Origin of the sequence: Geobacter argillaceus (assembly GCF_007830735.1) — a bacterium.
Classification (GTDB): domain Bacteria; phylum Desulfobacterota; class Desulfuromonadia; order Geobacterales; family DSM-12255; genus Geomobilibacter; species Geomobilibacter argillaceus.
This window is the reverse complement of the sequence record NZ_VLLN01000024.1, coordinates 1-22,826: the sequence shown is the minus strand read 5'-3', so window position 1 is coordinate 22,826 and position 22,826 is coordinate 1. Positions and strand designations below refer to the sequence as shown.

The window sequence follows — 22,826 nt, the reverse complement described above, 5'->3', positions numbered from 1 at the left end:
GTTAAATTTTAAATTTATAAGTAGAAGGGATCTCACATCACACGGCACATTCATTAAGGAGAGTGAGCACTATGAAGGCACCTGACAGGGAGTTGCTGCAGTTGAAAGGGGTCGGCGAGATCCTGGGCAAGCGTTTCATCGAGGCAGGGCTTGATTCCTGTGCGAAGATCGTCGAGGCGGGTGTGGATGGTCTCAAGCGCATCAAGGGGCTCAACCCCCGCATTCTTGATTCCCTACTTGAGCAGGCTGGCCAGGTTGCAGCTGTTGCAACGGTCAACAGGGAAAATCGCGTGAATGAGCTTAAACAGTCCGTCGTAGGGTTGCGGGAGACGGTGCAGGGGCTCGTGACAGCATCCCGAGAGCGTTTCCCCAAAGATTTGTCCGGCAGGAAGGGACGTGCATTGACCAAGGATCTGGTGAAGATCATGGACGCCCTTGACGAAATCGAAAAGAAACTTCCCAAAAGGCTCACGCGGGCCGGCAAGGGGTTACTCAAGGCAGAGAAAAGGATGAGCTGTCTTACCGACGCAACCTTGCCCAAAATATCAAAGGGGTTGAAAAAGGCCCGAAAGTCATTGCGGCGGGTGTTGGCATGATGGTGAGCCGCGACAAGGGCTCGAAGACGGGTCACGATGAAACCGGGGACGAGCTGGTCAATGAGTTGAAGTACTTGCGCAGCGTCATACGTGACGTCGGCGAGGGATACATTATCCGCAAGGAAGGTGAGATTGAAGCCCTTCTCGGATATCTGGGCGCGTTGCCGCCACGAGCGGTGAGACAGATGTCGCGAGGCTGGCTCAAAGAGATGCGCAACCTGCCCGTCAAACCGTCCAAGGGACGTCTCAAGGACCTGAAGCGGATCGACATGCTTCTGGAAGATCTGCTTGATACGGTTATCGAACTGCAGGACAATACCAAGCCCAAACGACCCAAGGCAAAAAACGGACAGTGTGCTGCGATTGAGTGCGGTTTGGGGCAGGGGGAGGCGGCATAACGAAGGATTGCTCACCGAATTTTCATATTTTTCGATCTGTTGCAACATAACTGCAACATGCGTCTGCTATGGTGAACTAAATTAATAAGTCATCAAATGCGGAGGAGAGTTATATGAAAATTGTTCCCAGGGGAGATTACTACGTTTGGCACTGTGAATGGTGCGACAGCCGCAATTCGACGATCTGGACCAGGATCGACTCGCAGAGCGTCACCTGTTCGGCATGCAAGCAATCGTTTGGTATTGGCGAGGAAGGTCATTTATTCGCTCTGGACCAGGAGTTGCGGGAAGCAATATAGGTTTTGTCCATTTAATTCATGAAAGTGCATCACTAGGCAATGACGACGATCATCATTCATCTGATCAGGCATGCTGAAGCTGTACAAAGGGTACCCGGTGGGGTCGACGAGTTTCGCTACCTGACCTGTCGGGGTCGTTCGCGTTTCCGACGCGTGACGGCTACTCTCAAGAAACTCGGTATCGATCCGGATTTCATCGTTGCCAGTCCCAAAGTCAGGGCTATTCAGACGGCGGAGATTCTTGCCGAGGGGATCAGGTTCCGCGGCGAGGTTGTTGTCGCACCGCAGCTCGCAGACGACTTCCGGCTTGTCGGCCTGCGTGACGTGCTGATAAATTTCCCATCGGCACAGGAGATTGTTTTCGTCGGCCATGAGCCGGACTTGGGACACCTGACCACCGAATTGCTGTGTCTGTCGGGTGCAGCTACCATCAAGAAGGGTGGTGTTATCTCGCTTCTCGTTACCTTGAAGCACGGGTCACATTCCTCGGAATTCGTCAGACTCATTACTGGTGGTGGCAAGGTGGTGGAAAAGCGTGACAAGGGGATAGAGCGATTGCTGGTTGTGCGCGAAAAAGCCGAAGAGGAGGGGGCATGAAGTCATTGCTCAAGGAGTTGCGGATGCAGCAGGGATTAGTATGATAGTCAACCACGAGCGGGAATGCCTGCCCGGGAGGCTCATCGCTGTCGAGGGGCTGGATGGGTCCGGCAAGTCCACCCAGATCTACCTGCTGAAGCGCTGGCTGGAGATGAAGGGCTTGAAGGTGTTTTTCACCGAATGGAATTCCTCGTTCATCGTGAAAAAGGCCACCAGTAAAGGGAAAAAACGACAGCTGCTGACCCCCACCACCTTCAGCCTCATCCACTGCACCGACTTTGCCGATCGCTATGAGCGGCAGATTCTGCCGCTACTGAAAGCCGGCTTTTTGGTCCTGTGCGATCGCTATATGTACACCGCCTTTGCCCGTGATGCGGTTCGGGGCTGTTCCAAGCCTTGGCTGCACAAACTTTACAGTTTTGCCTGTCATCCGGACATCACCCTCTTTTTCAACACCCCGCTGCCGGTCGCCCTCAACCGTATCCTTGGCGGCAGGCCACAGCTGAAATACCACGAAGCCGGGCTGGATATGGGACTTTCCCACGACCCTTACGAAAGTTTCCGACTCTTCCAGGGGCGGATCTATGAAGAATATCTGGCGATGAAGGACCGTTTCGACTTTGTCGAGGTCGATGGCAGTGCATCCATCGAAGAGCAGCAACAGCGAGTCAGGGAAATAATCACCGCCAGTATTGACCTGCCGCGCTACCGCTGCAGAACCCATAGCTGAGAGATATATCATGTCTTTTTACGGAGAAGGAATCCCCGGTGTGGAGCTCTCGGAACTGACCGGTCGCCTCATCGTCATCGAAGGAGCCGATGGTTCGGGCCGCTCCACCCAGATCGAAATCCTGCGGGATTACCTGGAAAACAAGGGGCACGCCACGGTGAACGTCGGTCTGCGCCGTTCCACTCTGGTTTCTGAAGAGTTGAAAGAGGCCAAGGAAGGCAACATCCTCGGTGAAATAACCCGAAGCCTCTTCTATGCCACCGACTTTGCCGATCAGTTGGAAAACCGGATCATTCCGGCGCTTCGGGCCGGCTTCATCGTCCTTGCCGACCGCTACATCTATACCCTCATGACCCGCGATATCGTCCGGGGCGCCGATCGGGAATGGGTCCGCTCCCTGTACGGCATTGCCCTGGTTCCGGACCTAGTCATCTACCTCAAGGTAAGCCCTCCTCAACTGGTGGAGAGAAACCTGCGCAAGAACTCCACCCTCGACTACTGGGAATCGGGTATGGACCTGGGACTTTCCCGTGACAGCTTTGACAGTTTTATCCGCTATCAGCGGATGATCCAGAAGGAGTTCGCCCTCCTGGAGGGGCAATACGGTTTCATCACCATCAACGGCAATCTTTCGGTGCGCGCCGTGGCCCGCGAGATCAGCGCCCGCATGGTCAACATATTCGGCGAATGATCGTTTGAAGCGAAAATGAAGTTGCGGGACGATCACCCCCTGATAAAGTGGGCCGATGCGTTGCCTGACCGTGAGCAGATTCCAGCAGTATCCGGAGATGATATTTAATGATGCAGTTGAGCTCAAAAACGCACCTCTGGCTCGCTGCAAGGGCCATGCTGCAGGAGCGGGGCGATGATCTTTTCCGTCGATGGGACCGTGCCCGCAGGAGCTTTGAGCTGGATGATATCCACGATCTGAGGGTTTCCTCCCGTCGTTTGAGAGAAGCCCTGGCCATTTTCGGACCATGTTTCCCGGCGAAGAGCCTTTCCCGTGTTACATCGCGAGTCAAACGGCTGACGAATATACTTGGTATCCTGCGCAATACCGATGAAGCCATTCTGTATTTCACCGAGCTTGTTCCGTCACTCCCGACCGACAACATCGACAGTTTGAGAGAATTGCTGGACGAACTTGGAAATGAGCGGGACCGAGAACGCAAGAATTTGAAGTCCGGGTTGAAGGAACTTGATCCCGTTTCGCTCAGGACACTTTTTTCCGAGGCCTGCAATCGTCCGCTCATTTTCGTTGAAACCAAAGCCGATCCTTTTGTGCCGATCCATCTCTTTCTGCGTGAAGCCATGACCGGGCACGAGGCGTCTGTGTGCGACCTGTTGCCTCAAGCGGTCATTGAGGCGAACGTGAATGCCCAGCATAAGTTGCGGATCGTTATCAAACATTTCCGTTACCGGTTCGAGTTGGCTGCACCACTGATTTCAGACGGTTTCAACGAGTTGCATGCCGTCTTCAGGGGATATCAGGAGGTCCTGGGCCGACTGCACGACCTGGATGTCTTTGCCGACCTGGTACGGGACCGGTTTGACGTTACGGCTGCCGGACTACTGCTTGCAAAGATCGCTGAACAGCGTCATGATCAGTTCACAGCTTTTGAGCGGATGCTTGTCATCGACCCACTGGCTGACCTTGGCGAGCGGGTGCGGGGGCTTCTGTGAAAGGAAAGCGTCTGGCAGCCATCGACATCGGCACCAACTCGATCCGCTGCATTGTGGTCGAAGCTGATCAAAGGGGCACGTTCCGCATTCTTGACGACGAGAAGGCGACGGTGCGTCTCGGTGAAGGTTTGAACGAGACCGGCATAATCGCTCCGGCTGCCTGGCAGAGGGCCATGGATGACCTCTCGCGTCTGAAGAAGATTATTGACGGCTACGGGGTGAGCGTTATCGAGGCGGTTGCCACCAGCGCCGTACGTAAGGCTGCCAATGGCAAGGCCTTTATTGCCGCGGTCAGGGACGGGGTGGGGCTGGAGATCAGGGCCATCAGCGGAGAAGAGGAGGCCGAGTTGGCCGCCCTCAGCGCCTTCAACAATTTCGAGCTGGGGGGGGGGCGACATCTGCTGGTGGACATCGGTGGTGGCAGCCTTGAGCTGGTGACGACCGTTGGTCAGCACATTGAGGAGATCTTTTCGTTGGAGTTGGGGGCTGTCTACCTTACCGAAACCTTCCTTAAGGCCGATCCGCTTCCTGCTGCCGATCTGCTGCGGCTGCGCCGGCATGTACGTAAGACCCTTAAACAGGCCTTCGCCGACGAACGGCCGATCATTCCCACATTTGTCGGTTCAGGCGGGACCATTACCTCCATTGCGGTCATGACCGCCATCAGCCGGAAGGAAGCCTATGGCTCGGTCCATGGGTACGAGCTGCTCCGGTCCGACGTGGTCCATATTCTGGCCATGCTCCTGCGCAAGAGTGTCAAGGAGCGGCGGGCCGTTCCCGGGCTTAACCCGGACCGGGCCGATATAATCGTGGCCGGCGTTGTGGTGATCGATGAATTGATGGAGTTCTGCCAGGCGAATCTGCTCAAGGTCAACGAGCGGGGCATCAGGGAGGGGCTGATCCTTCGCGGACTGCGAACGCACGGACTGATTCCCGGCGAGCGGAAGCCGCGCTCCTGGCGCGAGTCGGTGCTGGAGTTCGCTGCTTCCTGCCACTATGATGAGAAGCATTCCCTGCAGGTTGCCCGTTTGGCGCTGGACATTTTCAAGGCCGTTGCCAAGCCGTTCAAGCTCGGCGATCGGGATCGCCATATCCTGGAAGCCGCGGCCATTCTCCACGATATCGGCTATTTCATAAACTACTCCAGCCACCACAAGCATTCATACCACCTGATCCGCCACGGTGACCTGTTCGGTTTTACCCCGCGGGAGCGCGAGCTCATCGCCAACGTGGCCCGCTATCACCGCAAATCCTTGCCCAAGAAAAAGCACGAGACGTTCATGCGGCTCTCCAGCAGGGATCGGGAGCTGGTCGCCAAACTCGGCGGAATACTGCGCCTTGCCGATGGTCTTGATCGGCGCCGCGTCAGTTCGGTCGTCACCATTGAGCCGCTCTTTTCCCCCTCCCGTCTCGTTTTACGACTGCATAGTGACAGCGACATCTCGGTCGAAATCTTCGGTGGCAGCGCCAAGTGCGATCTGTTTCAGGAGTCATTCGGCCTCAAGCTTGTCCTGGAGCCAGCTTCAGCAAGACAGTAGACCCATTCTCCCCGGCATCTACTCAACGCTTTTCAACGCATGTGCAATTCCGTCCGCTGTTATCTCGTTTCCACCGACCAGTGTCCTGGTCTTTTTAGTTTTCGTATTGAAAAACACCAGGGTAGGGGTGGCGGCAACCTTGAACTGGCCGGCAATGGCCTGGAATTTCCCCATCTGTTGGGTGACATCCATGAAACTCAGTTGCCTGTAGTTGACCTTCAAAGGGGCGATAGCCGCCGAGATGTCAGCCACGGTCGGGTTTTTCGTTTTTTTTGCCACGCCGAAGAGTGCCTTGCGAAGTTGCAGGTACTTCTCCTTTTCGTAGGCCGCAAAGGAGAGATGATAGGGGGTAAAATTCATCGATTCGGGATAGATCGGTTTATCAACAAAGGTGACTTTCGCCTTCTGGGTAAGGGTGGGAATAGCCGTCTCGACTATCGGCTCTACCTTCATGCAGATCGGACAGAACCAATCTGAAAAGATATAGATCTCCACGTTGCTTTTCGTCTTGCCGAAGGAGAAATCGTGCTGGATGGCAGCAGCTTCCCTCTCCGGGAACCCGGCGAAGGAGACGAGAAGGGTGGCAAAGACGGCCAGGGACAGCAGCAGAGCTTTGAAGGCATGGTGTCTGTTCATGTTTCAGAAATCCTTTAGTTCGATTCTGTCAGATGCATTGCCGAACCGGAGCGGGGCATGATATTGGGTTGTGTCGAAACGACTGCAGTGTTCATACCGGCTGCCGAACGCCTCTTTCATGACATGTGCGAAGGCTATGTGGTCAAGAGGTTTGTTGAGGTAAGCGGTGATGCCGAGTTCGAGACACTCATTCTTGTCGCGTTCGCGGGATGAGGATGTGAGGACTACGACCGGAAGGTTGGCAAGGTGTTCCGTCCTGCGAAGGATGCGAATGAAGTCAATACCGTTGAGCCTGGGCAGATTGATGTCGACCAGGAGCACTCTGGGGAGGTGCGAGCCGGTCCTGTCGCCTTCCAGTGCCTGCCGGAGATGATTGAAGGCCGAGACGCCGTTCTTTTTGACCATTACGTTACTGATGTCGAGTTTACTGAGCGCATGGAGAGTGAGAAAAGCATCGTCAGGATGATCTTCGACAAGGAGGATCGGGAAATCGTTCATATTCATACAAATATGCCTTTAATGTTGCTGCTGCCAGCCGCCAGCAGATGGTTTGTCATACGGCACAGCAGTATTCCTCCGAGTCGAGATCGGCGGTGGCGATGCAGACACCGGGCAGCTGGTCGTGCAGCCGCTTGACCGTCACCATGGCGGAGAGGATCAGGCCTTCCATCTTGAGACGTTCTCCCTGCTGGAATGCCTGATGCAAGTCGTTGAGAACCGCATGGGTGAGAATATGCAGATTGTCCGGGGTGTTCATATAAATCTCTCCATTGAGCCTCTTGCATCTACTTTTGCAAAAGGCTCATCGTATATGGTTGCTGTTGTCTGGATTATAGAAGGTGAATATTTCAGATGCATTGAGGCCTTGTGACAAAGTGGAAAAAAGTTGCAACAGGTGTACATCGTACGCAAATCTCTCTTGGTAATACGATCCAATATTGGGTACAATCACGCGACAACAGAGCTTTCTGCCGGCAATTTCCAGCCGTACGCGCATTGCCGACCAATGGGATTCATGTACCTGCTCACCAGAATTCGAAATACGTTTACAGCCGCTGGCAGGCAGGGTGCCTTTCTGGCCAACCTCCTCATCGGTGGGGCCATAGCCTTTTTCGTGTATTTCATCCAACAGACCGGTCTGATCGAGCTTCTGCTGAACCGCATTTTGTACCTGTTGCTCCTTGCCATAGGCACGGTCATCCGTTACAAGCAGTTTCATAGCCTCTCTTTGTCAGGCCTGCTCGTTGACGCTGTAATCATCTTCCTGGCTGCAGGGTGTTGGACATACCTGAAAACTGTGCCGGCCAGAATTCTGTACAATGGCCTGCTGTTACTGGCACTGATACCATTGACGTTTGTCTTGTCCAATCGGTATGGCATCTTCAGCAGCGGGCTTCCCATCGTGATTGGCATACTAGTCGCAATCCTCCTGGATGCCACCAACGACCTGGCGAAGAACAGGTTCCGGCAGCGGATTGCCGAAGAAAAGCAGGAGGCGGAATACAGCATCGTCCGCCATCTGGCCCACAACGTCAAACCGAGCCTGCAGATTGTCCGATCGCCTCTGGTTGCTCTGCAGGGTTTGATGGCTGAACGCGGGCTCATGGATGTCGAGCTCTCGCGTCGTCTGGACGGTTCCCGTGAGACCGTGGGCGAAGCCCTGGTCAATGCTATTGCCAGTCTTGGCCAAATCAACGGCATCATCGATAATACACGCAAGCTGGTGACACGGGAGATCAACCGGGAGGAGTTCGGTGAAGTGGAGCTGAAGGAACTGCTGGAGAAGGAGGTGTTTCCGCTCCATTCCGGCGGAAAGTTCCATCTCGTAGTCGAGGGGGCGGCAGTAAGGTTGCGTCTCCATCGCGACTCATTTATCGAGGCGGTCAACAATCTCCTGCGAAACGCCGATGTTCACGGGTTCCCCGCGTATTGCCCCAATGCCGAAGTCCGATTTCTGCTCCGCCAGACCCGAAAAAATGTCGTAATCGATTACGTTAACAACGGCAGGCCGTTTCCTGCCAACCTTTCCACTGAGGAATTTCTCTCCTTTGGCAGAAAAAGCGTTGAGAGCCCCGGTGAGGGATTGGGCGGTGCCTGGGTCGGCAAGGTGATCGAGGCCCATGGCGGGAAGTTCGAGATCGTCCGGGACGGGGAGCCGGTCCACTTTCGCATTACACTCCCCAAGAGAGGAAACTGATGGCCTACTCTGGACAGCCGGATATCCGGATGCTGGTGATAGACGATAACCGACCGTACGTTGAGGCTCTGCACCGTGATGCCCAGCGTTTTGGCATTGTGCTGACGCATGGAGGCAGCCTGGAGGAGGGGCGGGAATTATTCGAGCAACAGGACGCCTGGTCGCTGGCCGGGGTCATCCTGGACGTGAAATGTCTCAAGGAGCGACATCAGCAGGTGCCGGATAACAGTTTTATCACCGCAGCGGTGCGTTATTTCAGCGAAAGGGCGCCCCATCTGCCGATGGTGGTCCTCACCGGTGAGCCGGACCAGTACCGTAATCTCAAGGAGCTCTATGCCGGGACCATGAGGGTCTTTTCCAAGGGGCGGGATGAGGAGGAGATGCTTGCCTTTCTCCGTCAGGAGGCGGGTCGGCTGGACTATGTGCGGATCAGTGGCAGCCATCCGGAGGTCTTCGCAACCGTGCGCACGTTCCTGGGGAGCGATGCCGAACAGGAGTTGCTGAGTTGCCTGCGGGATATGGCCAGCACCGATATGACGACTATCAAGAATACCCTTGGTTGCCTACGGCGCCTCCAGGAGCGGCTCTATATCACCCTGAGCCGTAGCGACGAAAACCTGGTGCCGGTGCAGTTCGTCAGTGGCGAGGTAAATGTGGTGTCAAGCTATAAACATCTTTCAGAAAAGGGGGTTGTTGAACGCTACAAGATCATCGACCGTTTTGCCGAGCTGGTATATAAGATCGCAAGCGATAACGGTTCCCATACCCCCTATGCCAATCCCAAATACCCTCCGACCCCTTACACCGTGCAGGCGGTAACGTTCGCCTTTCTTGATCTGATGCTCTGGTTTGGGGATCTGGTGTCGCGAAAAAGTAACCAACCTGTCACCCGAACGTGACATCAAGTGCGATATAGTTAGAAGTCTGCCATTGTCATGGCATGGCTAACTATACAGATTTGGGGGGTAAGTTACGTATGAGGGTTATTTGGGGCTTGTTGTTCGCTCTGGCACTGATGACGGGAGCAACCCCGGCTGAGGCGAATTACACCATTGCCGGAGAGTTTACCGCGACTGCCGACTATTTCTCCGGCGCAAGGGATTTCTTTCTGAACCCAAGCCCCCTGGACGTTGACAAGGTGGTCGGCTCCCTAACACTCAATGCAACGACTGCCCGATTTGCCGGCAGCGACGTTGTCGGGTATTCCGGGACCGCCGATTACAGCCTGTCGCTTATCGGTTTGGGTGGTCAGTTGCTCTACAAGTACAGTGATACGGGGAGTGACGCGTATTACCGTGTCGACAATGGAACAGGCAGCACACCAGCCACATCCGGGTTTGGCATATCCTCCGCAAACATCGGGACTTCCTTTGGCAATAATTTTCAACCCTCTTGGTTTTCGGTTTCAGATTTCACCACTGTTCCGAACAGGTTCGAGCTGGCATTCAAATCCCTCGACGGCAAAACCGGCTCCATTCAAGGGAGCTTTCTCACCACGTCAGTAACCGTCACACCTGCACTGACCACACCTGTTCCCGCCGCACTGCCGCTTTTCGTTTCCGGTCTGGCCGGCCTTGGATTTCTGCGGAGAAGGTCCGGATTTACCTGGTAAACCAGTTTCACGAAGTTTGCCCGAGGACGGACGGTAAAGCTTCGCACAATTACAGATTGGAATTGACCAAAGGCATGCTTACCAGTGTGCCTTTTTATTTGGTGCGCCCGATAATTGACGTCCTCTTGTTTCTAAGATAGCTTTAAATCTGAATCCGCGACGGATGCCGCGCCGACGGAGCGACTGTGCCCGAGCGCCAGCCGCTGTAGGCGAAATGGAGCGGCTACCGGCCTGATTGTCTGAACCCGTTAGGGTGAGTTTCAGGCCGGTAGCGAAATGAGCCGTACAGCGGCGGTGCGAGCGGCACGCGGAGCGAAGTGGAGTGGTGTCCGTCACGAATCCACGTTAAAGATATGCCGTAATCGGCTGCAAATGCACTGTCAGCCACGTGTCGTGTGAGGTTTTCCGATTGCCTGCCCATGAAACCACCACAACCTTGATCCGCCATACCCGCACACGTGGGGTGCGCCGCTGGCTGCCCGGCCTGGCGATGCTTAACCGCTATAGTCGCCACCGCTTTTCTCAGGACCTTGTGGCAGGGCTGGTGCTTACCTCGCTCCTTGCTCCAGTTGGTATGGGGTATGCCGAAGCAGCCGGCCTGTCCGCCATCTACGGGCTGTATGCCACTATTATCCCATTGCTTGTGTACGCCGTATTCGGGCCAAGCCGAATTCTGGTGCTGGGTCCGGATTCGGCGCTCACCGCCCTTATAGCCGCAACCGTACTGCCACTGGCCAGCGGGGATGCCATACGTGCGGCGGAACTCGCCGCACTTCTTGCCATCATTTCGGGTCTGTTGTGCGTGGTTGCAGGTCTCGCCAGGTTCGGTTTCATAACCGATCTGCTTTCCAAACCGATTCGCTACGGGTACATGAACGGCATTGCGCTCACCTTGTTGATTGGTCAACTCCCCAAGGTTTTGGGTTTTTCCGTAAATGGCGGCAATCTTTGCCACTCAACAAACGAACTTGTCAAAGGCATTGTCATCGGTCGGATCAACTGGACAGCGTGTGCCATTGGAGTATCCAGCCTGGCCGTTATTTTCGCTCTGAAGCGTTGGGCGCCGCGCATCCCGGGCGTACTGGTCGCGGTGGTCGGATCTACCATGGCTGTTGCTCTGTTGGACCTGAACACAAAGGCCCATATCTCGGTGGTCGGAGCGCTGCCACAGGGATTGCCGGGTTTCAGCCTTCCGCATGTCACGGTTGTCGAATTCACCACCCTGTGCACCGGAGCGGTGGCAATCGCCCTGGTCTCAATTACCGACATGAGCGTGCTGTCGCGAATCTATGCGTTGCGTGGCGGTTATTATGTCGATGACAATCAGGAATTGATCGCCCTCGGTATCGCCAACATAACTACCGGACTCTTTCAAGGTTTTTCGGTGAGCAGCAGTGCCTCGCGCACACCGGTGGCCGAAGCAGCGGGAGCAAGGTCACAGATTACCGGTGTGATAGGTGCATTGTGCATTGCCGTACTGTTGATCTATGCGCCAACGTTGATGATGTATGTCCCCACTGCGGTCCTTGGTGCAATCGTCATTTCCGCCTGCAGTTCGATAGTTGAGGTGTACGATGTCAAACGCCTCTATTACCTGCGGCGCGGTGAGTTTTACCTGTCGATGGTCTGTTTTCTGGGAGTTGCCTCGCTCGGGGTCATACAGGGTATTTTCATTGCTGTGGGGTTGGCACTGCTGGTTTTTGTCTGGCGGGCCTGGCGACCATACTGTGCGGTTCTGGGTCGTGTCGACGGTATGAAGGGCTATCACGACATCACGCGCCATCCTGAAGGACGACAGATCCCCGGACTGGTTCTGTTCCGCTGGGATGCTCCGCTGTTCTTCGCAAACGCGGAGTTTTTCCGCGAGCAGGCACTCAGGGCAGTATCCGGAGCACCGACCCCAACCAGATGTATTGTTGTCGCCGCCGAACCCGTAACAGACGTTGATATAACGGCTGCCGACGTACTGGCCGAACTGGAAGATGAGCTGCAACGGGCCGGGATCGAGCTCTGCTTTGCGCAGATGAAAGGCCCGGTCAAGGATCATCTCAAGCGCTATGGCCTCTTCACCAAACTCGGCACGGAGAACTTTTTCCCAACAATCGGGCAGGCGGTGGATAACTACATTATCCGGCATCGAGTCATCTGGCGTGATTGGGAAGATGAACAAACGAGGAGATAGCGATGTTCGAATCTGCGGAACTCGGTCACAAGATCGACAAGGCTACCTATAAAAGGGAGGTGCCGGCAGTGCGCGAGGCCCTTCTGGACGCCCAGATAGACCTTCTGCAGTCAAAACGGTTTCCGGTAATTATCCTGATCGCCGGCGTCGATTGCGCCGGAAAGGGTGAAACCGTCAATATCCTCAATGAATGGATGGACCCACGCCACATCGAAACCCACGCCATTCGTGACCTGACCGACGAAGAGCTGGAACGCCCCCCCATGTGGCGATACTGGCGCGATCTCCCGCCAAAAGGAAAGATCGGCATATTCATCGGCACCTGGTACTCAAGCCCGTTGATTGAGAATGTCTATGGTGACATCAAGAACTCCGAACTCGACCAGCGTCTGGAGCGGATCATTCGCTTCGAAAAGGTGCTCTGCGATGAGGGTGCGCTAATTCTGAAATTCTGGCTTCACCTCTCTGAAAAACAGCAGAAAAAACGCCTGAACTCCCTTGAAAAGGACCCCGGCACACGGTGGCGGGTTACCGATACCGACTGGAAAAACTTCAAGCTGTACGACCGGTTTCATCAGGTGTCCGAGCGGATGCTGCGGGTCACCAGCAGTGCAGAAGCCCCCTGGCATATTGTCGAGGGGAGCGACCCGCGCTATCGTTACCTCACCATCGGCACGGTCATTCTTCAGGCCCTGCAACAACGATTGGGCTCCACGAACGATTCGAAGAAAGAAGAACCGTTTCCGCCGGTCACGTTGGCCATCGACGGGGTGCGAATCATTCAGACGCTTGACCTTGGGAAAAAGCTGGGAAATGAAACGTATGATAAGGAGCTTGAAAAGTGGCAGGGGAAGCTCAATCTTCTCTCCAGGCATCCCCGTTTCAGGAAACTGTCGGCTGTCGTGGTCTTTGAAGGAAACGATGCTGCCGGTAAGGGTGGGGCGATCCGGCGCATCACGCAGGCACTGGATGCCCGTCACTACAGGGTAACGCCCATTGCGGCCCCGACCGAAGAAGAAGCGAGTCAACCGTATCTCTGGCGTTTCTGGCGCCATCTTCCGCACCGGGGGAGATTTGCCATTTTCGATCGCTCATGGTACGGCCGGGTCCTGGTGGAAAGGGTCGAAGGATATTGTTCCCATGCCGACTGGATGCGGGCCTATGGGGAGATCAACGATTTTGAGGAACAATTGGTCCGGCACAATACGGTTATTGTCAAATTCTGGCTCGCCATCGACAAGGAAGAGCAGTTCAAACGCTTCAACGAGCGGGAGAAGATCGGCTTCAAGCGCTTCAAGATTACTGAAGACGACTGGCGAAACCGTGAAAAATGGGACGACTACGAACTGGCGGTCTGCGACATGATCGACCGCACCAGCACGGAAATTGCCCCGTGGACCCTGGTCGAGGCAAACGACAAGAATTATGCGCGTATCAAGGTGTTAAAGACCCTCTGCCAGTCCATAGAGGCGTGCTTGGAGAGGTCCTGAAGCGTTCCGTCAGGAGTAACCACTCAGAAAGGCCTGTGTATCCTCGATCCGCCGGGTGGTGAGGTCCTGTTTTTCGGTTTCGTCCCCGCGGACCCAAAGGGCCTAAAGGACAGAATGCCGGTAGCTGGGGGATTCATCCCTCATGGACTTCATTTCGACAGATTCGACAGAAAAGCCTGCAAATCTTCGATCTGCTGGGTGGTTAGCGATATTCCCCTGTGCCCGGAGGTGAACTTGACCGGGACGAGCACCGCCTTCTTAAGCAATGACGGCCTCCCCACCGTATCGTTCGTGTCCAGGGTATGACAGCCGCTGCAAAGTCTGTCGTAAACTCCCTTCCCCTCAGTGGTCGGAAACGCCAGCAGTGCCGCGGATACGGTGCCGCCGGAGAGTTTCTGCCGCTTGTAGATGTCACCGTACAGTTCCGCCTTCAGCACCGTGAAGTCGGCGGCGGAGACAGTTGCCAGAGCCGCATAGGAGACAACGCAGCGCAGGGTGAGGAATTCGCCGCCGACAAAGCCGTTCAGGGACGAGAGTTCCAGGGTCAGTTCGTTGTTGGTCGCCGACAGCGAGGGGAGGGGGTAGATGACCGCCCCGCCGGCACCACCGGAGGGGATCGCCGTGTTTACCACGGCCGTTCCGGTCGGCAGCTGCGTGGCCGGATCTCTAACCTGCTCGACGGTCACCCCCAGGGGGAGCCTGATGGTGGTCTTGAGCCGCCTGACCAGGGTGCCGGTCGGCAGGCCGTTCAACTGCAGGGTCAGGCGGATGTTCCCCGGTTTGGGATAGGTAATCGGCGTAGGGAGGCTGGCACTGGTCAGGGTGCCGTTGGCCAGGTTGTCGAGCGTGGCGGAGTAGATGACGGCCCCGCTGCTCCGGTTGGTGACGGTTACGTAACCGTTGGCAATGTTTATGGCCGCGTCGTCGAAGAGTCCGTCCAGCCCCTGGTGGTTGACGTGGTAGGCCGAGGAGAACGGGTCGAGAGTATCGGCGCCGTACAGGGCAAGGAGCGGCTGGAGCGCGGTCCGCAGGTTCACGGTCAACTGCGGCATCTTGTTGGCCACGGTCTGCAGACTGGCCCGGTTGTGGGACGAATAGAGCGCGAAGAGGTCGGCCCTCTGCTGGGTGCCGGACGCGCCGGCGACCAGCAGGTCGGTCAGGGGATTCACCTGTACGCTCCCCGGTGCCATGGCAAAGGAGAAGAGGGTAACGGCGCTGCCGGATGCAGTGCCGACCGCCTTGACGAGCAGGGGAGAGGTCAGGCCGGAGACGTCCACCGAGAAGGTGCCGTCCTGGTTGATGGGGGCACTGGTTTTCTTTGTCGGATAGGACGAGTCCGTGATGTAGACGGTGCCGGTGAGTGGAGCGCCGGCGGCGGCGACCCCTTCGAGCAGCGACCCGGTTGTCTGGGCCGTCGGGGAAGTGGTGCCGGAACCACCGCCGCAGGCGGTGAGAAACAGGGAGAGAATGAAGACCACAATAACGCGGCAGGAATGCTGCAAGTACTTCATAACGACTCCTTGCTTTTGATGAAAAGGGGGGAGCGGACAATGCCCGTCTCCCCCCGGATGTGACGCTATGCGGTTGCTATGGGCGTACTAAGGGGTGGCCGCTACCAGAGAACAGGGAGCACTCTCCCCCTCGGCCACGGAGGTGACCGTATAGTAGTAGGTCGTTCCGCTGGTAAGCCCGGAGTGGAGGAACGAACTGTTGGTGGTGCTGGTGATGAGGTACTTGCCTTTATTGTTGATCATTGTCGCCGTGTCGATTCCTGCCGTGCTGCTGGCGTACACGTTGTAATAGACGTTGGCATAGCCCGATTTGTCCTTGTTCCAGCTCAGGGCCACCTGCTGGCTACCGGTCGCCGCGGTAAGGCCTGAGGGAATCGCGGCGGTCTTGGCCGTCGGGGTGACGCATTCCTTGGTCAGGACTGCACTTGCGAATGCCGGGTTGAAGGTGTTCAAGTCCGACGGCGTGGCAACGGCTGAAACGGTGTAGCAGTATGAGGTGCCGTTGGTTAGTGCCTGGTGGACAAAAGGTTTAGTGATATCCGAAATGGTGATCGTACCGCTGGTGCTCAATATGGCGTTAGTCCAGTTGACATTGTATTGAATCTTTGTAGTTGTGCTATCGTACGTAATCGAATTGTCTTTTGCTTTGAAATAGTAATTGGGATTGCTGAGCTGAGTGCTGGCCGGTATTGTCAGTGCCACCTGCTGATTCCCAGCATAGGCGGAGAGTTTGAACGGGATGCTCGGCTTGCCGTTAGTGCTGGTGGAGTTGTTCGTTAAGATGGCGTTCTTGGCAGCAAAGCTGGATTGTGGCCACACCGTCACTGAAACTTGCTGGCTCAGATCGCTTTCGCCGTCGACGGTCTGGGCTGTGACCGCGTAGTAATAGGTGGAGAGACTTGTCGGCGTGCTGTTGGTGAGGCCGGTGTGGGTGAACCCGGTGCTTGAAAATGTGACGTTGCCGATCTTGTTGCTGGCCAGGGTTACGTTACCGGACTGGCTCCAGTAAATGTTGTACGTTGTTCCGGTGGGAGGCGTGATATGGGCTCCTGTCGAATCGACAAGATCCAGGGTCACTTGGCCGTCATCGGCAGTGACCTTGAGCCCGACCGGTGCTGCGGGTTTGTTTACCTGGGGGACGGCGGAGACCTCATTGCTTTCGGCCCCTTCCACGCCGGAGGTGGAGACCGCCGTGATGACGTAGTAATAAGGTTGGCCGTTGGTCAGCCCGGTGTGAACGTAGGGGCTCGTCACGTTGCTGATCTTCGTTACCCCGGACCCGACGCCGCTTTTTTTAACGCCGGGAGCGGTTGCGTAGTAGATGTTGTAGGTGGGAGCCGGTGACGTCGAGCCTGCGGCAATGGTTGTGTCGGTCCAGCTCAGGGTGACTTGCTTGTTGCCCGAGGCGATCGTCACATTGGCCCACGATGCAGCCTTGCTGGTCGAGGTGGCGGCTGTCGTCGAAGATGAGCCCGAACCGCCGCAGGCGGAGAGGCCGAGAACAAGCGCGCCGCAGAGCAGGGCGGCTTTGATGGTCGAGAAAACGTGCTTCATACTGATACTCCTTATGGGTGGATGGTGTATTGGCATCTTGTCCAGAATGATCTTGGCTCCGGGACCCGCATTCCTTCTGTCAGGGGAGCTGATCGTAGTTTTGTCGTCAACGTGCTGGCAGCAGCAGGCGCAGGCCGATCCCGTCGGCATGCACGTCCGGTGCGATATAGTCGCGGTACGAAGTACGGAGTTGACCGCTTTCGCTGGTACAGCTGCCGCCCCGTAGAACCCTGTTGACGCCGAAGGGATCGCCCTGGGGATTGTCTTTGGGGCTCTGGCGGTAATAGTAGGAGTCGTAACGGTCCTGCACCCATTCCCAGGCATTGCCGCTCAGATCGTAAATGCCTAATTCGTTGGGGAGCTTTTTCCCCACCGGCTGGAGCGAGCCGCCGCTGTTGTCTCCATACCAGGCGTAATCCTTCAGGCTGCTCTGGTTGCTGGTGCCGGCATATTTCTGGCGCAGGCCGCCGCCGCGGGCTGCAAACTCCCATTCGGCCTCGGTCGGCAGGCGATAGTCCATGCCGGTGCGTGCATTCAGTTTCTTGATGAACTCACGTGCATCATTCCAGCTGACACCGGTAACGGGATAGTCGGCACCCTGGGCCGGACCGGGCAACGAGCCCATGACGCTCCGCCATTGGCCTTCCGTGATCTCGTAGGTACCGAGATAAAAATCGCGCACACAGACGTCGTGCGCAGGCTTTTCATCTGCGCCCCCCTCGCCCGAAAAATCCCCCATTGAGAAACACCCCCCCTTGACGAAGGTGAGCGGTATCTCCGAACCCTTTGGGGGAGTTGCGGCAAGCAGTCTGGTGCCGAAGAAGACCAACAAGAATGCCGACAGCAGCCAGCGTTCGCGAAACCTCATCATACGCCCCACAGTCCGTTACTGGCCGAACATGCCAAGGCGACGGGTCACCGGGAGTCCGAACAAAGCTGAGGCGAACAGGATGGCTGTCGGCGGCAACGGTACATTTTGTTGTCCGGGAGCAGGGGAAGTGGACAGTGGGATAATCGGTGAGTTTGCTAACACGGGAGAGCCGCTGCTGGCAGCGACTATCGGGGCACTCGCGCCACTGATTTCCCCACTGCCGACCGAATGGGTACCACCCGTTGCCGCAGCCAGGCTTGTCGACTCCGGATCAGCGCCTCGGCGTGCCGGATAACGGGCGTTGAAACCCGTACTATCATGATCACCGACGATGAGCGCCATTTCGGCGCCTTCGTGGCCATAATTGCCGGCCATTGGTGTCTTGGCTGGCAATGCTGAACGCGCATGCTGTCTAAGAACCGATTCGTTCAGCCCGGACTGATTTGTCTCATCCAGGGCTTGCATGAGTTGCAGGTTCGATGGGGAATCGCTCTCAGAAAATTCAATGCTCACCCCTTCTGCTGCGGGTGACAATGCCGCTCCGGCTGTGCCGGTGGTTGCAGCCGTCAATAGTAGCGCCGTCAGGACAAGGTTGGTAATTCGCATGGCTCTAATCTCCGGGGGTACCGTTTTGCGATTGTAGATTTTGGGGAGGATTTGAAAGCGACAGGATACTATCAGGGGTTCGTTACATCTGGAGGGCGTTTCTGCAACAAAATTGACAATATTTGCTTGTGATTACTCCTTTGGTCAAATGGGGTACAATTTGGGATAGAAAAACGCGAAAAGTGACTTGCACTATGTGCAAGTCACTGAATTTATTGGTTGCTGAGACAGGATTTGAACCTGTGACCTTCGGGTTATCATAAGGCCCCGTCAATATATGAATCCGAATAGCCAGAGTGGTATTCGCCTGCCATGCCCCGTCTCAATATTGTCCAGCGCCAGCCAGGCATTCTCGATTTCCTTGATCTGGCCTGCATCCTTGTTCTTACCCCCCACCTCGAAGATGATCGAGTCATCCACCATAAAATCGCCTTTTGATGGAACTGACACAGTATGTGTAGTGCGGAGCATACTCATAAAAAAGGTTTCCCGCATTGCGCCAATATCCGGATCACGTGTGCGTGAAAGTGCGTGATAGAGATTAGGGTTGTTCAGGTAAATCTTCTCCGGCTTTTCCATTTCCCGCAGCCCCTTGCCACTCTTTGGTACTGACAGAATTACACCGGCGTCTTCAAGAAATTTCAGGTAGCTCTTGAGAGTGCGCTCGTCGCCGATCCCGAGTAGGTTTTTAAGGTGTTTCATGTCCGGGGTAAAGGGTACAAGTGAAGCAATAATCGAAAGCAGCTTTTCAATCTTGCGGATGCTGGAACCATTGAGCGACTGGTGGATGGCTGGCAGGTCGGATTCCAGGGTGGTGTGGATATTCTGCTCAAGAGTCATGAAGAAATGGCTCACATCCTCATATTCCTTGAAATAGGGGTAATAGCCATGCTCCATATAATCTCTGAACAGTGCAAGAACCTTCAGGCCATTTTTATCAAGCTCTGCCACGATTGAATCGGCTGATTCCTGATGGTTTGCCAGCAAATTTTCAAGAGGCAGCGCGTCAAAGTAAATACCGTTATTCATGCCGATGAATTCACGGAAGGACATCCCGTACATCTGAAATACAATGGCCCGCCTGCTCAAGTCATGGCTTCCCTTGGCGATCTCCAGGGCAGAGCTTCCAGATGCGATAATCTTCAAGCCCGGGAAGGTGTCACAGATGCTTTTCAGTTCCATGGACCATGCCGGATACTTGTGGATTTCATCAAAGCAGATCAGCTCGCCACCCATCTTGCAGAACTCATCGGCTATTTCGTACAGAGACGAACGGGCAACCAGAAAATGGTCTGCCTGAATATAGAGAGCTTTACTGCCTGAGCGGTCATCGTTATACTTCTCCAGCAGGTGCTGGATCATGACCGTAGTTTTGCCGATACCGCGCTGTCCGATGATGATTGAGAACCGGTTAGGCAGTGGGTGGTCGCGCAGAAAATACCGCTTAAAATCTCGGTTGCGGATTCTCAGGAAAGTCTGGCTCAGGGGAATGAGGTCATCAAGCATTGCAAAACTCAAAATAGGATTTAAAAACTATTTTATATGCCATTTATTAGTAATGCAATACTATTTTACTGACAGTAGCAAACGGGTCATAATCAGCTTGATAACCGAAGCATACCCGGTTCCTTGCGGATACATGATTGCAGAGCAGCACTAATGATGGCATCACCGGCTTTAAAAGCATCGAGAATTCCTCTACCAGCTGGATTGCATATTTGATCGTTGGGCATGACTAACACCGAATCGAAACCAGGTTGCGCAGATTGATAATTCCGGCTTTAGCCACGGTCTTGCGGTAGAGACTCTCATGTTCAAACGGAAGCGTTACAATCGCAACAGTATAGATACCGAGAGAACGGGCAACTTCAGCAAATAGCTGACATGCATTCGAGCCAGTATTTCCACCAAGGCCAGCGATTAGGAAGACTATAGTCGCTCCTCCGATTGCTAACTCGATTTGTTTGATTGTTTCTTGACGCGATTCACAATCTACTGAGGACGCTCCCAACTCCTCCTTTAAGTAGTATTTTCGTGGGAGCAGATGACAAGTTCAGCACCTGGGGGACCGTGTTAGCGGCAATATAGTCAATTCCATCAATCTGATCCTGCATTATGTTTTCAAGGATGGTCCCACCAGCGGTCCCGATTCCGATTACTTTGATTACAGCATATTTTTTTAGATGAAGTTTTCCCGATGAGACGCGACAAAGCATGGGGCATGCTCTCCATGTCGCACAAGAGGGAGGTAAAGTTTCATATGCCAAACCGCTTAAAGGAGTTGGCGGTGGAGCAACAACGGTCATAGAAATTTGTGATGGCCACGATGGGAATACATACCGAGTTATGTATACTGCAAAAATTGGTAATAAAATTTACGTCTTGCATGCTTTTCAGAAAAAGGCGAAGAAGGGGATTGAAACTCCGAAATCTGTAATTGATCTCATTAAGGATCGCCTCAGAAAAGCAAAGGATTTGGCAGACGCCTAAGACAATCGATGGCCCATTGTTCGGCGGGCGCTATTCGACTAAAACGAGGATTATAAGAATGAGAGAGAGAAGAGTGAGAGAGGGATCAGAAGAAGAAATTATCGTAACGCCCTCCACTGGAAATGTATTTGCTGATTTGGGGCTACCTGACGCTGAAGAATTGCAGGTAAAAAGTACCCTCGCCATGAAGATTAACAATATTATAGATAAACGTCATCTCTCGCAGACACAGGCTGCGGAAATCCTTGGGATTCCGCAGCCTAAAGTTTCCCTTATTCAGCGTGGGGTTCTCAGAGGTTTTTCTTTGGAAAAATTGTGTCATCTATTGACGCTTCTTGGCCGTGATGTCGATATTGTGGTTAAGGACCGTAAGAAAAATGGCCATGGACATATGCGAGTGACCTACGCATAACTCTGAATCGTGCAATGGAGCTTTATTCTGTTATCAAGAGGTATGAGCGGCACGACTATAGATTTTTGAGTGCGGAGCGGAACTATCGATCTATGACCTTCACAAATGATTTTCCGTCATTAGTGTCCGGAATAATTTTAGAACAAATTCAACTGGTTAGGTTTTTGAGTAATTTTGCTTTCGTAATCACAAAATGTAAGTAGCTGGTTTAGTTCAGTTTTTTCAAAAGCCGATACGCTCAGAATCTGTAGAATTGTGTAGAGACTGGCTTCGATTCTCAGCCTCTTCTTGATAATCGCAACCATGAGGTAAACGCTTACGGCAATCCATATCTGGGTCTTTACGGCATTCTCCGACGTGCCGTAAAAGGTCTTGATACGCAGGTTCTGCTTGATCCATTTGAAGAAGAGCTCCACCTGCCAGCGCTGCTTGTAAAGATCGGCAATGGTCTTTGCCGGCAGTTCGAAGTTGTTGGTTAAAAAGACCAGCACCTTGTCGGTTTCCGGATCACGGTATTTGACTCTACGCAACTTATCCGGATACTTCTTCGCGGTTGCCGGTACCGTCAGCTTTATCGTCTGGTCGCAAATCAGACCGGTGCTCTTATCAACCGGATGCGAGTAGATGCGCTCAAAGCTGAAGGTTGATTTTGCTCTGGTTACGAAGAATGCCAGATTTCTGGTGATTCTGTGGAGCCTCTCAAAGTCTACATACCCGCGATCCATGACATAGATGGAACCAGCTTCAACAGGCAATTCATCAAGGATGTTGAGATCGTGAAGCTTGCCATTGGAAATGTGAATGAACGTCGGTATGTTCCCCTTGAGATCGATCAGCGTATGCAGCTTAACCGCCGCCTTGGTTGTGCGGAAGTGAGCCCAGGGGAATACGGACAGACACAGGTCAATCGTTGTGGAATCCAGGGCATAGACCGTCTGCTCGATGTTAATGGCCAGTTGATCTTTCTGATACAGCTTTCGGGCTACGCCAATCAGATGCTGGGCAAAGTCGGCATAGATACGCCAGTCCCGAATTTCATTGGCGTCAGCGAGCGTACTTTTGGAAACCTTGCTTCGGATACCCATCCGATACAGCTTGCTATTTTGGGAACGAAGACAGGTTACAGTGTCCCGCAAGCTTTCACGGTAGGTTAGCTGGGCAAACTGTTCCAGGCAGTTGAAATGCTTGACGCTGAAATTGCCTTGATAGCGCTCAACACAGCGATGGAACGTCTTCAGAGGCATGACGTCCATGACCTGCGCGAAGATCATCTGACCTGAATTCATAGCCGCTCCCGAAATTTTTCGGGTAACAGTGCCAGACTTCAGAGCAAATTGAAATCGGCGACATGAACAATTACGATATTTTTCAAAGAACTCATAATGTTACAGAAAACCAAACTCAATTATTCCGGACACCAGTGA

Annotated in this window: 24 protein-coding genes and 1 pseudogene; 14 read left to right on the top strand and 11 right to left on the bottom strand. The window is 54.3% G+C overall.

The window, feature by feature from the left end; translation table 11 throughout:
- Nucleotides 1–71 precede the first annotated feature (71 nt).
- The 7 genes from JN12_RS16135 to JN12_RS16100 all read left to right on the top strand — a co-directional run bounded on the left by JN12_RS16135 (nt 72) and on the right by JN12_RS16100 (nt 5,841).
- A complete protein-coding gene (locus tag JN12_RS16135; RefSeq protein ID WP_145024628.1) occupies nt 72–596 on the top strand; it encodes a helix-hairpin-helix domain-containing protein in 525 nt (174 codons plus the stop codon).
- Nucleotides 593–994 (top strand): hypothetical protein, encoded by a 402-nt coding sequence (locus JN12_RS16130; protein ID WP_211360564.1) that lies wholly within the window; start codon nt 593–595, stop codon nt 992–994. The genes JN12_RS16135 and JN12_RS16130 overlap by 4 nt, the downstream gene beginning before the upstream one ends.
- A 338-nt stretch (nt 995–1,332) precedes the next feature.
- Nucleotides 1,333–1,890: a SixA phosphatase family protein gene (locus tag JN12_RS16120; RefSeq protein WP_145024624.1), complete on the top strand. Its 558-nt coding sequence runs from the start codon at nt 1,333–1,335 to the stop codon at nt 1,888–1,890.
- A 40-nt stretch (nt 1,891–1,930) separates the two neighbouring features.
- Nucleotides 1,931–2,620 (top strand): dTMP kinase, encoded by a 690-nt coding sequence (locus tag JN12_RS16115; RefSeq protein ID WP_145024621.1) that lies wholly within the window; start codon nt 1,931–1,933, stop codon nt 2,618–2,620.
- 10 nt (nt 2,621–2,630) lie between these two features.
- Entirely contained in the window at nt 2,631–3,311 is a 681-nt protein-coding gene (locus JN12_RS16110) for a dTMP kinase (RefSeq protein ID WP_145024619.1), read from the top strand.
- Between the two features lie 107 nt (nt 3,312–3,418).
- Entirely contained in the window at nt 3,419–4,303 is an 885-nt protein-coding gene (locus JN12_RS16105; RefSeq protein ID WP_145024617.1) for a CHAD domain-containing protein, read from the top strand.
- Complete coding sequence (locus tag JN12_RS16100; RefSeq protein WP_145024615.1) at nt 4,300–5,841, top strand: Ppx/GppA phosphatase family protein; 1,542 nt, start codon at nt 4,300–4,302, stop codon at nt 5,839–5,841. Before JN12_RS16105 ends, JN12_RS16100 begins: the two co-directional genes overlap by 4 nt.
- An 18-nt stretch (nt 5,842–5,859) precedes the next feature.
- Here JN12_RS16100 and JN12_RS16095 read toward each other — a convergent pair whose 3' ends face one another.
- From JN12_RS16095 to JN12_RS16080, 4 genes are read right to left on the bottom strand one after another with little or no spacing between them, the layout of a single operon-like run.
- On the bottom strand, nt 5,860–6,477 hold the full coding sequence (locus tag JN12_RS16095; RefSeq protein WP_145024613.1) for a DsbA family protein: 618 nt from the start codon (nt 6,475–6,477) through the stop codon (nt 5,860–5,862).
- Between the two features lie 3 nt (nt 6,478–6,480).
- Nucleotides 6,481–6,981, bottom strand: coding sequence for a response regulator (locus tag JN12_RS16090; protein ID WP_145024611.1), 501 nt, complete (start codon nt 6,979–6,981; stop codon nt 6,481–6,483).
- A gap of 49 nt (nt 6,982–7,030) precedes the next feature.
- Nucleotides 7,031–7,234, bottom strand: coding sequence for a hypothetical protein (locus tag JN12_RS16085; RefSeq protein ID WP_145024609.1), 204 nt, complete (start codon nt 7,232–7,234; stop codon nt 7,031–7,033).
- Between the two features lie 45 nt (nt 7,235–7,279).
- Complete coding sequence (locus JN12_RS16080; RefSeq protein ID WP_145024607.1) at nt 7,280–7,696, bottom strand: hypothetical protein; 417 nt, start codon at nt 7,694–7,696, stop codon at nt 7,280–7,282.
- A gap of 141 nt (nt 7,697–7,837) precedes the next feature.
- Between JN12_RS16080 and JN12_RS16075 the strand changes: the two genes are divergently transcribed.
- The 5 genes from JN12_RS16075 (at nt 7,838) to pap (ending at nt 13,958) form a co-directional block, all read left to right on the top strand.
- Entirely contained in the window at nt 7,838–8,674 is an 837-nt protein-coding gene (locus JN12_RS16075; protein WP_145024605.1) for a sensor histidine kinase, read from the top strand.
- Nucleotides 8,674–9,573, top strand: coding sequence for a DNA-binding transcriptional response regulator (locus tag JN12_RS16070; protein ID WP_145024602.1), 900 nt, complete (start codon nt 8,674–8,676; stop codon nt 9,571–9,573). Before JN12_RS16075 ends, JN12_RS16070 begins: the two co-directional genes overlap by 1 nt.
- A gap of 41 nt (nt 9,574–9,614) precedes the next feature.
- Nucleotides 9,615–10,286, top strand: a complete 672-nt coding sequence (locus tag JN12_RS16065) for a VPLPA-CTERM sorting domain-containing protein (RefSeq protein ID WP_145024596.1) — start codon at nt 9,615–9,617, stop codon at nt 10,284–10,286.
- A gap of 409 nt (nt 10,287–10,695) precedes the next feature.
- Nucleotides 10,696–12,468, top strand: coding sequence for a SulP family inorganic anion transporter (locus JN12_RS16060; RefSeq protein ID WP_246125892.1), 1,773 nt, complete (start codon nt 10,696–10,698; stop codon nt 12,466–12,468).
- A gap of 2 nt (nt 12,469–12,470) precedes the next feature.
- Nucleotides 12,471–13,958 carry a polyphosphate:AMP phosphotransferase gene (gene pap / locus JN12_RS16055; RefSeq protein ID WP_145024594.1) on the top strand — a complete coding sequence of 496 codons (1,488 nt, stop codon included), beginning with the start codon at nt 12,471–12,473 and terminating at the stop codon, nt 13,956–13,958.
- A 149-nt stretch (nt 13,959–14,107) separates the two neighbouring features.
- Here the strand turns inward: pap and JN12_RS16050 are convergent, their stop codons facing one another.
- The 6 genes from JN12_RS16050 to JN12_RS21235 all read right to left on the bottom strand — a co-directional run bounded on the left by JN12_RS16050 (nt 14,108) and on the right by JN12_RS21235 (nt 20,511).
- Entirely contained in the window at nt 14,108–15,469 is a 1,362-nt protein-coding gene (locus JN12_RS16050) for a hypothetical protein (RefSeq protein WP_145024592.1), read from the bottom strand.
- 87 nt (nt 15,470–15,556) lie between these two features.
- Nucleotides 15,557–17,023 carry a fibronectin type III domain-containing protein gene (locus JN12_RS16045; protein ID WP_145024589.1) on the bottom strand — a complete coding sequence of 489 codons (1,467 nt, stop codon included), beginning with the start codon at nt 17,021–17,023 and terminating at the stop codon, nt 15,557–15,559.
- 106 nt (nt 17,024–17,129) lie between these two features.
- Nucleotides 17,130–17,894 carry a formylglycine-generating enzyme family protein gene (locus tag JN12_RS16040; RefSeq protein WP_145024587.1) on the bottom strand — a complete coding sequence of 255 codons (765 nt, stop codon included), beginning with the start codon at nt 17,892–17,894 and terminating at the stop codon, nt 17,130–17,132.
- 15 nt (nt 17,895–17,909) lie between these two features.
- The gene (locus JN12_RS16035) at nt 17,910–18,500 is read right to left on the bottom strand and encodes a hypothetical protein (RefSeq protein ID WP_145024585.1); all 591 of its coding nucleotides are present in this window, start codon (nt 18,498–18,500) and stop codon (nt 17,910–17,912) included.
- Nucleotides 18,501–18,770: 270 nt separating this feature from the next.
- Entirely contained in the window at nt 18,771–20,006 is a 1,236-nt protein-coding gene (locus JN12_RS16030) for an ATP-binding protein (RefSeq protein WP_145024583.1), read from the bottom strand.
- Between the two features lie 229 nt (nt 20,007–20,235).
- Complete coding sequence (locus JN12_RS21235; RefSeq protein WP_170241973.1) at nt 20,236–20,511, bottom strand: hypothetical protein; 276 nt, start codon at nt 20,509–20,511, stop codon at nt 20,236–20,238.
- 188 nt (nt 20,512–20,699) lie between these two features.
- On the opposite strand from JN12_RS21235, the pseudogene JN12_RS16020 reads away from it, so the two are divergent.
- Nucleotides 20,700–20,990 (top strand): annotated as a pseudogene (locus JN12_RS16020) (type II toxin-antitoxin system RelE/ParE family toxin); the annotation flags it as partial.
- Nucleotides 20,991–21,048: 58 nt separating this feature from the next.
- Nucleotides 21,049–21,402, top strand: coding sequence for a helix-turn-helix domain-containing protein (locus JN12_RS16015; RefSeq protein ID WP_145024579.1), 354 nt, complete (start codon nt 21,049–21,051; stop codon nt 21,400–21,402).
- 137 nt (nt 21,403–21,539) lie between these two features.
- Here JN12_RS16015 and JN12_RS16010 read toward each other — a convergent pair whose 3' ends face one another.
- The gene (locus JN12_RS16010) at nt 21,540–22,688 is read right to left on the bottom strand and encodes an IS4 family transposase (RefSeq protein ID WP_145024577.1); all 1,149 of its coding nucleotides are present in this window, start codon (nt 22,686–22,688) and stop codon (nt 21,540–21,542) included.
- Between the last annotated feature and the right edge of the window lie 138 nt (nt 22,689–22,826).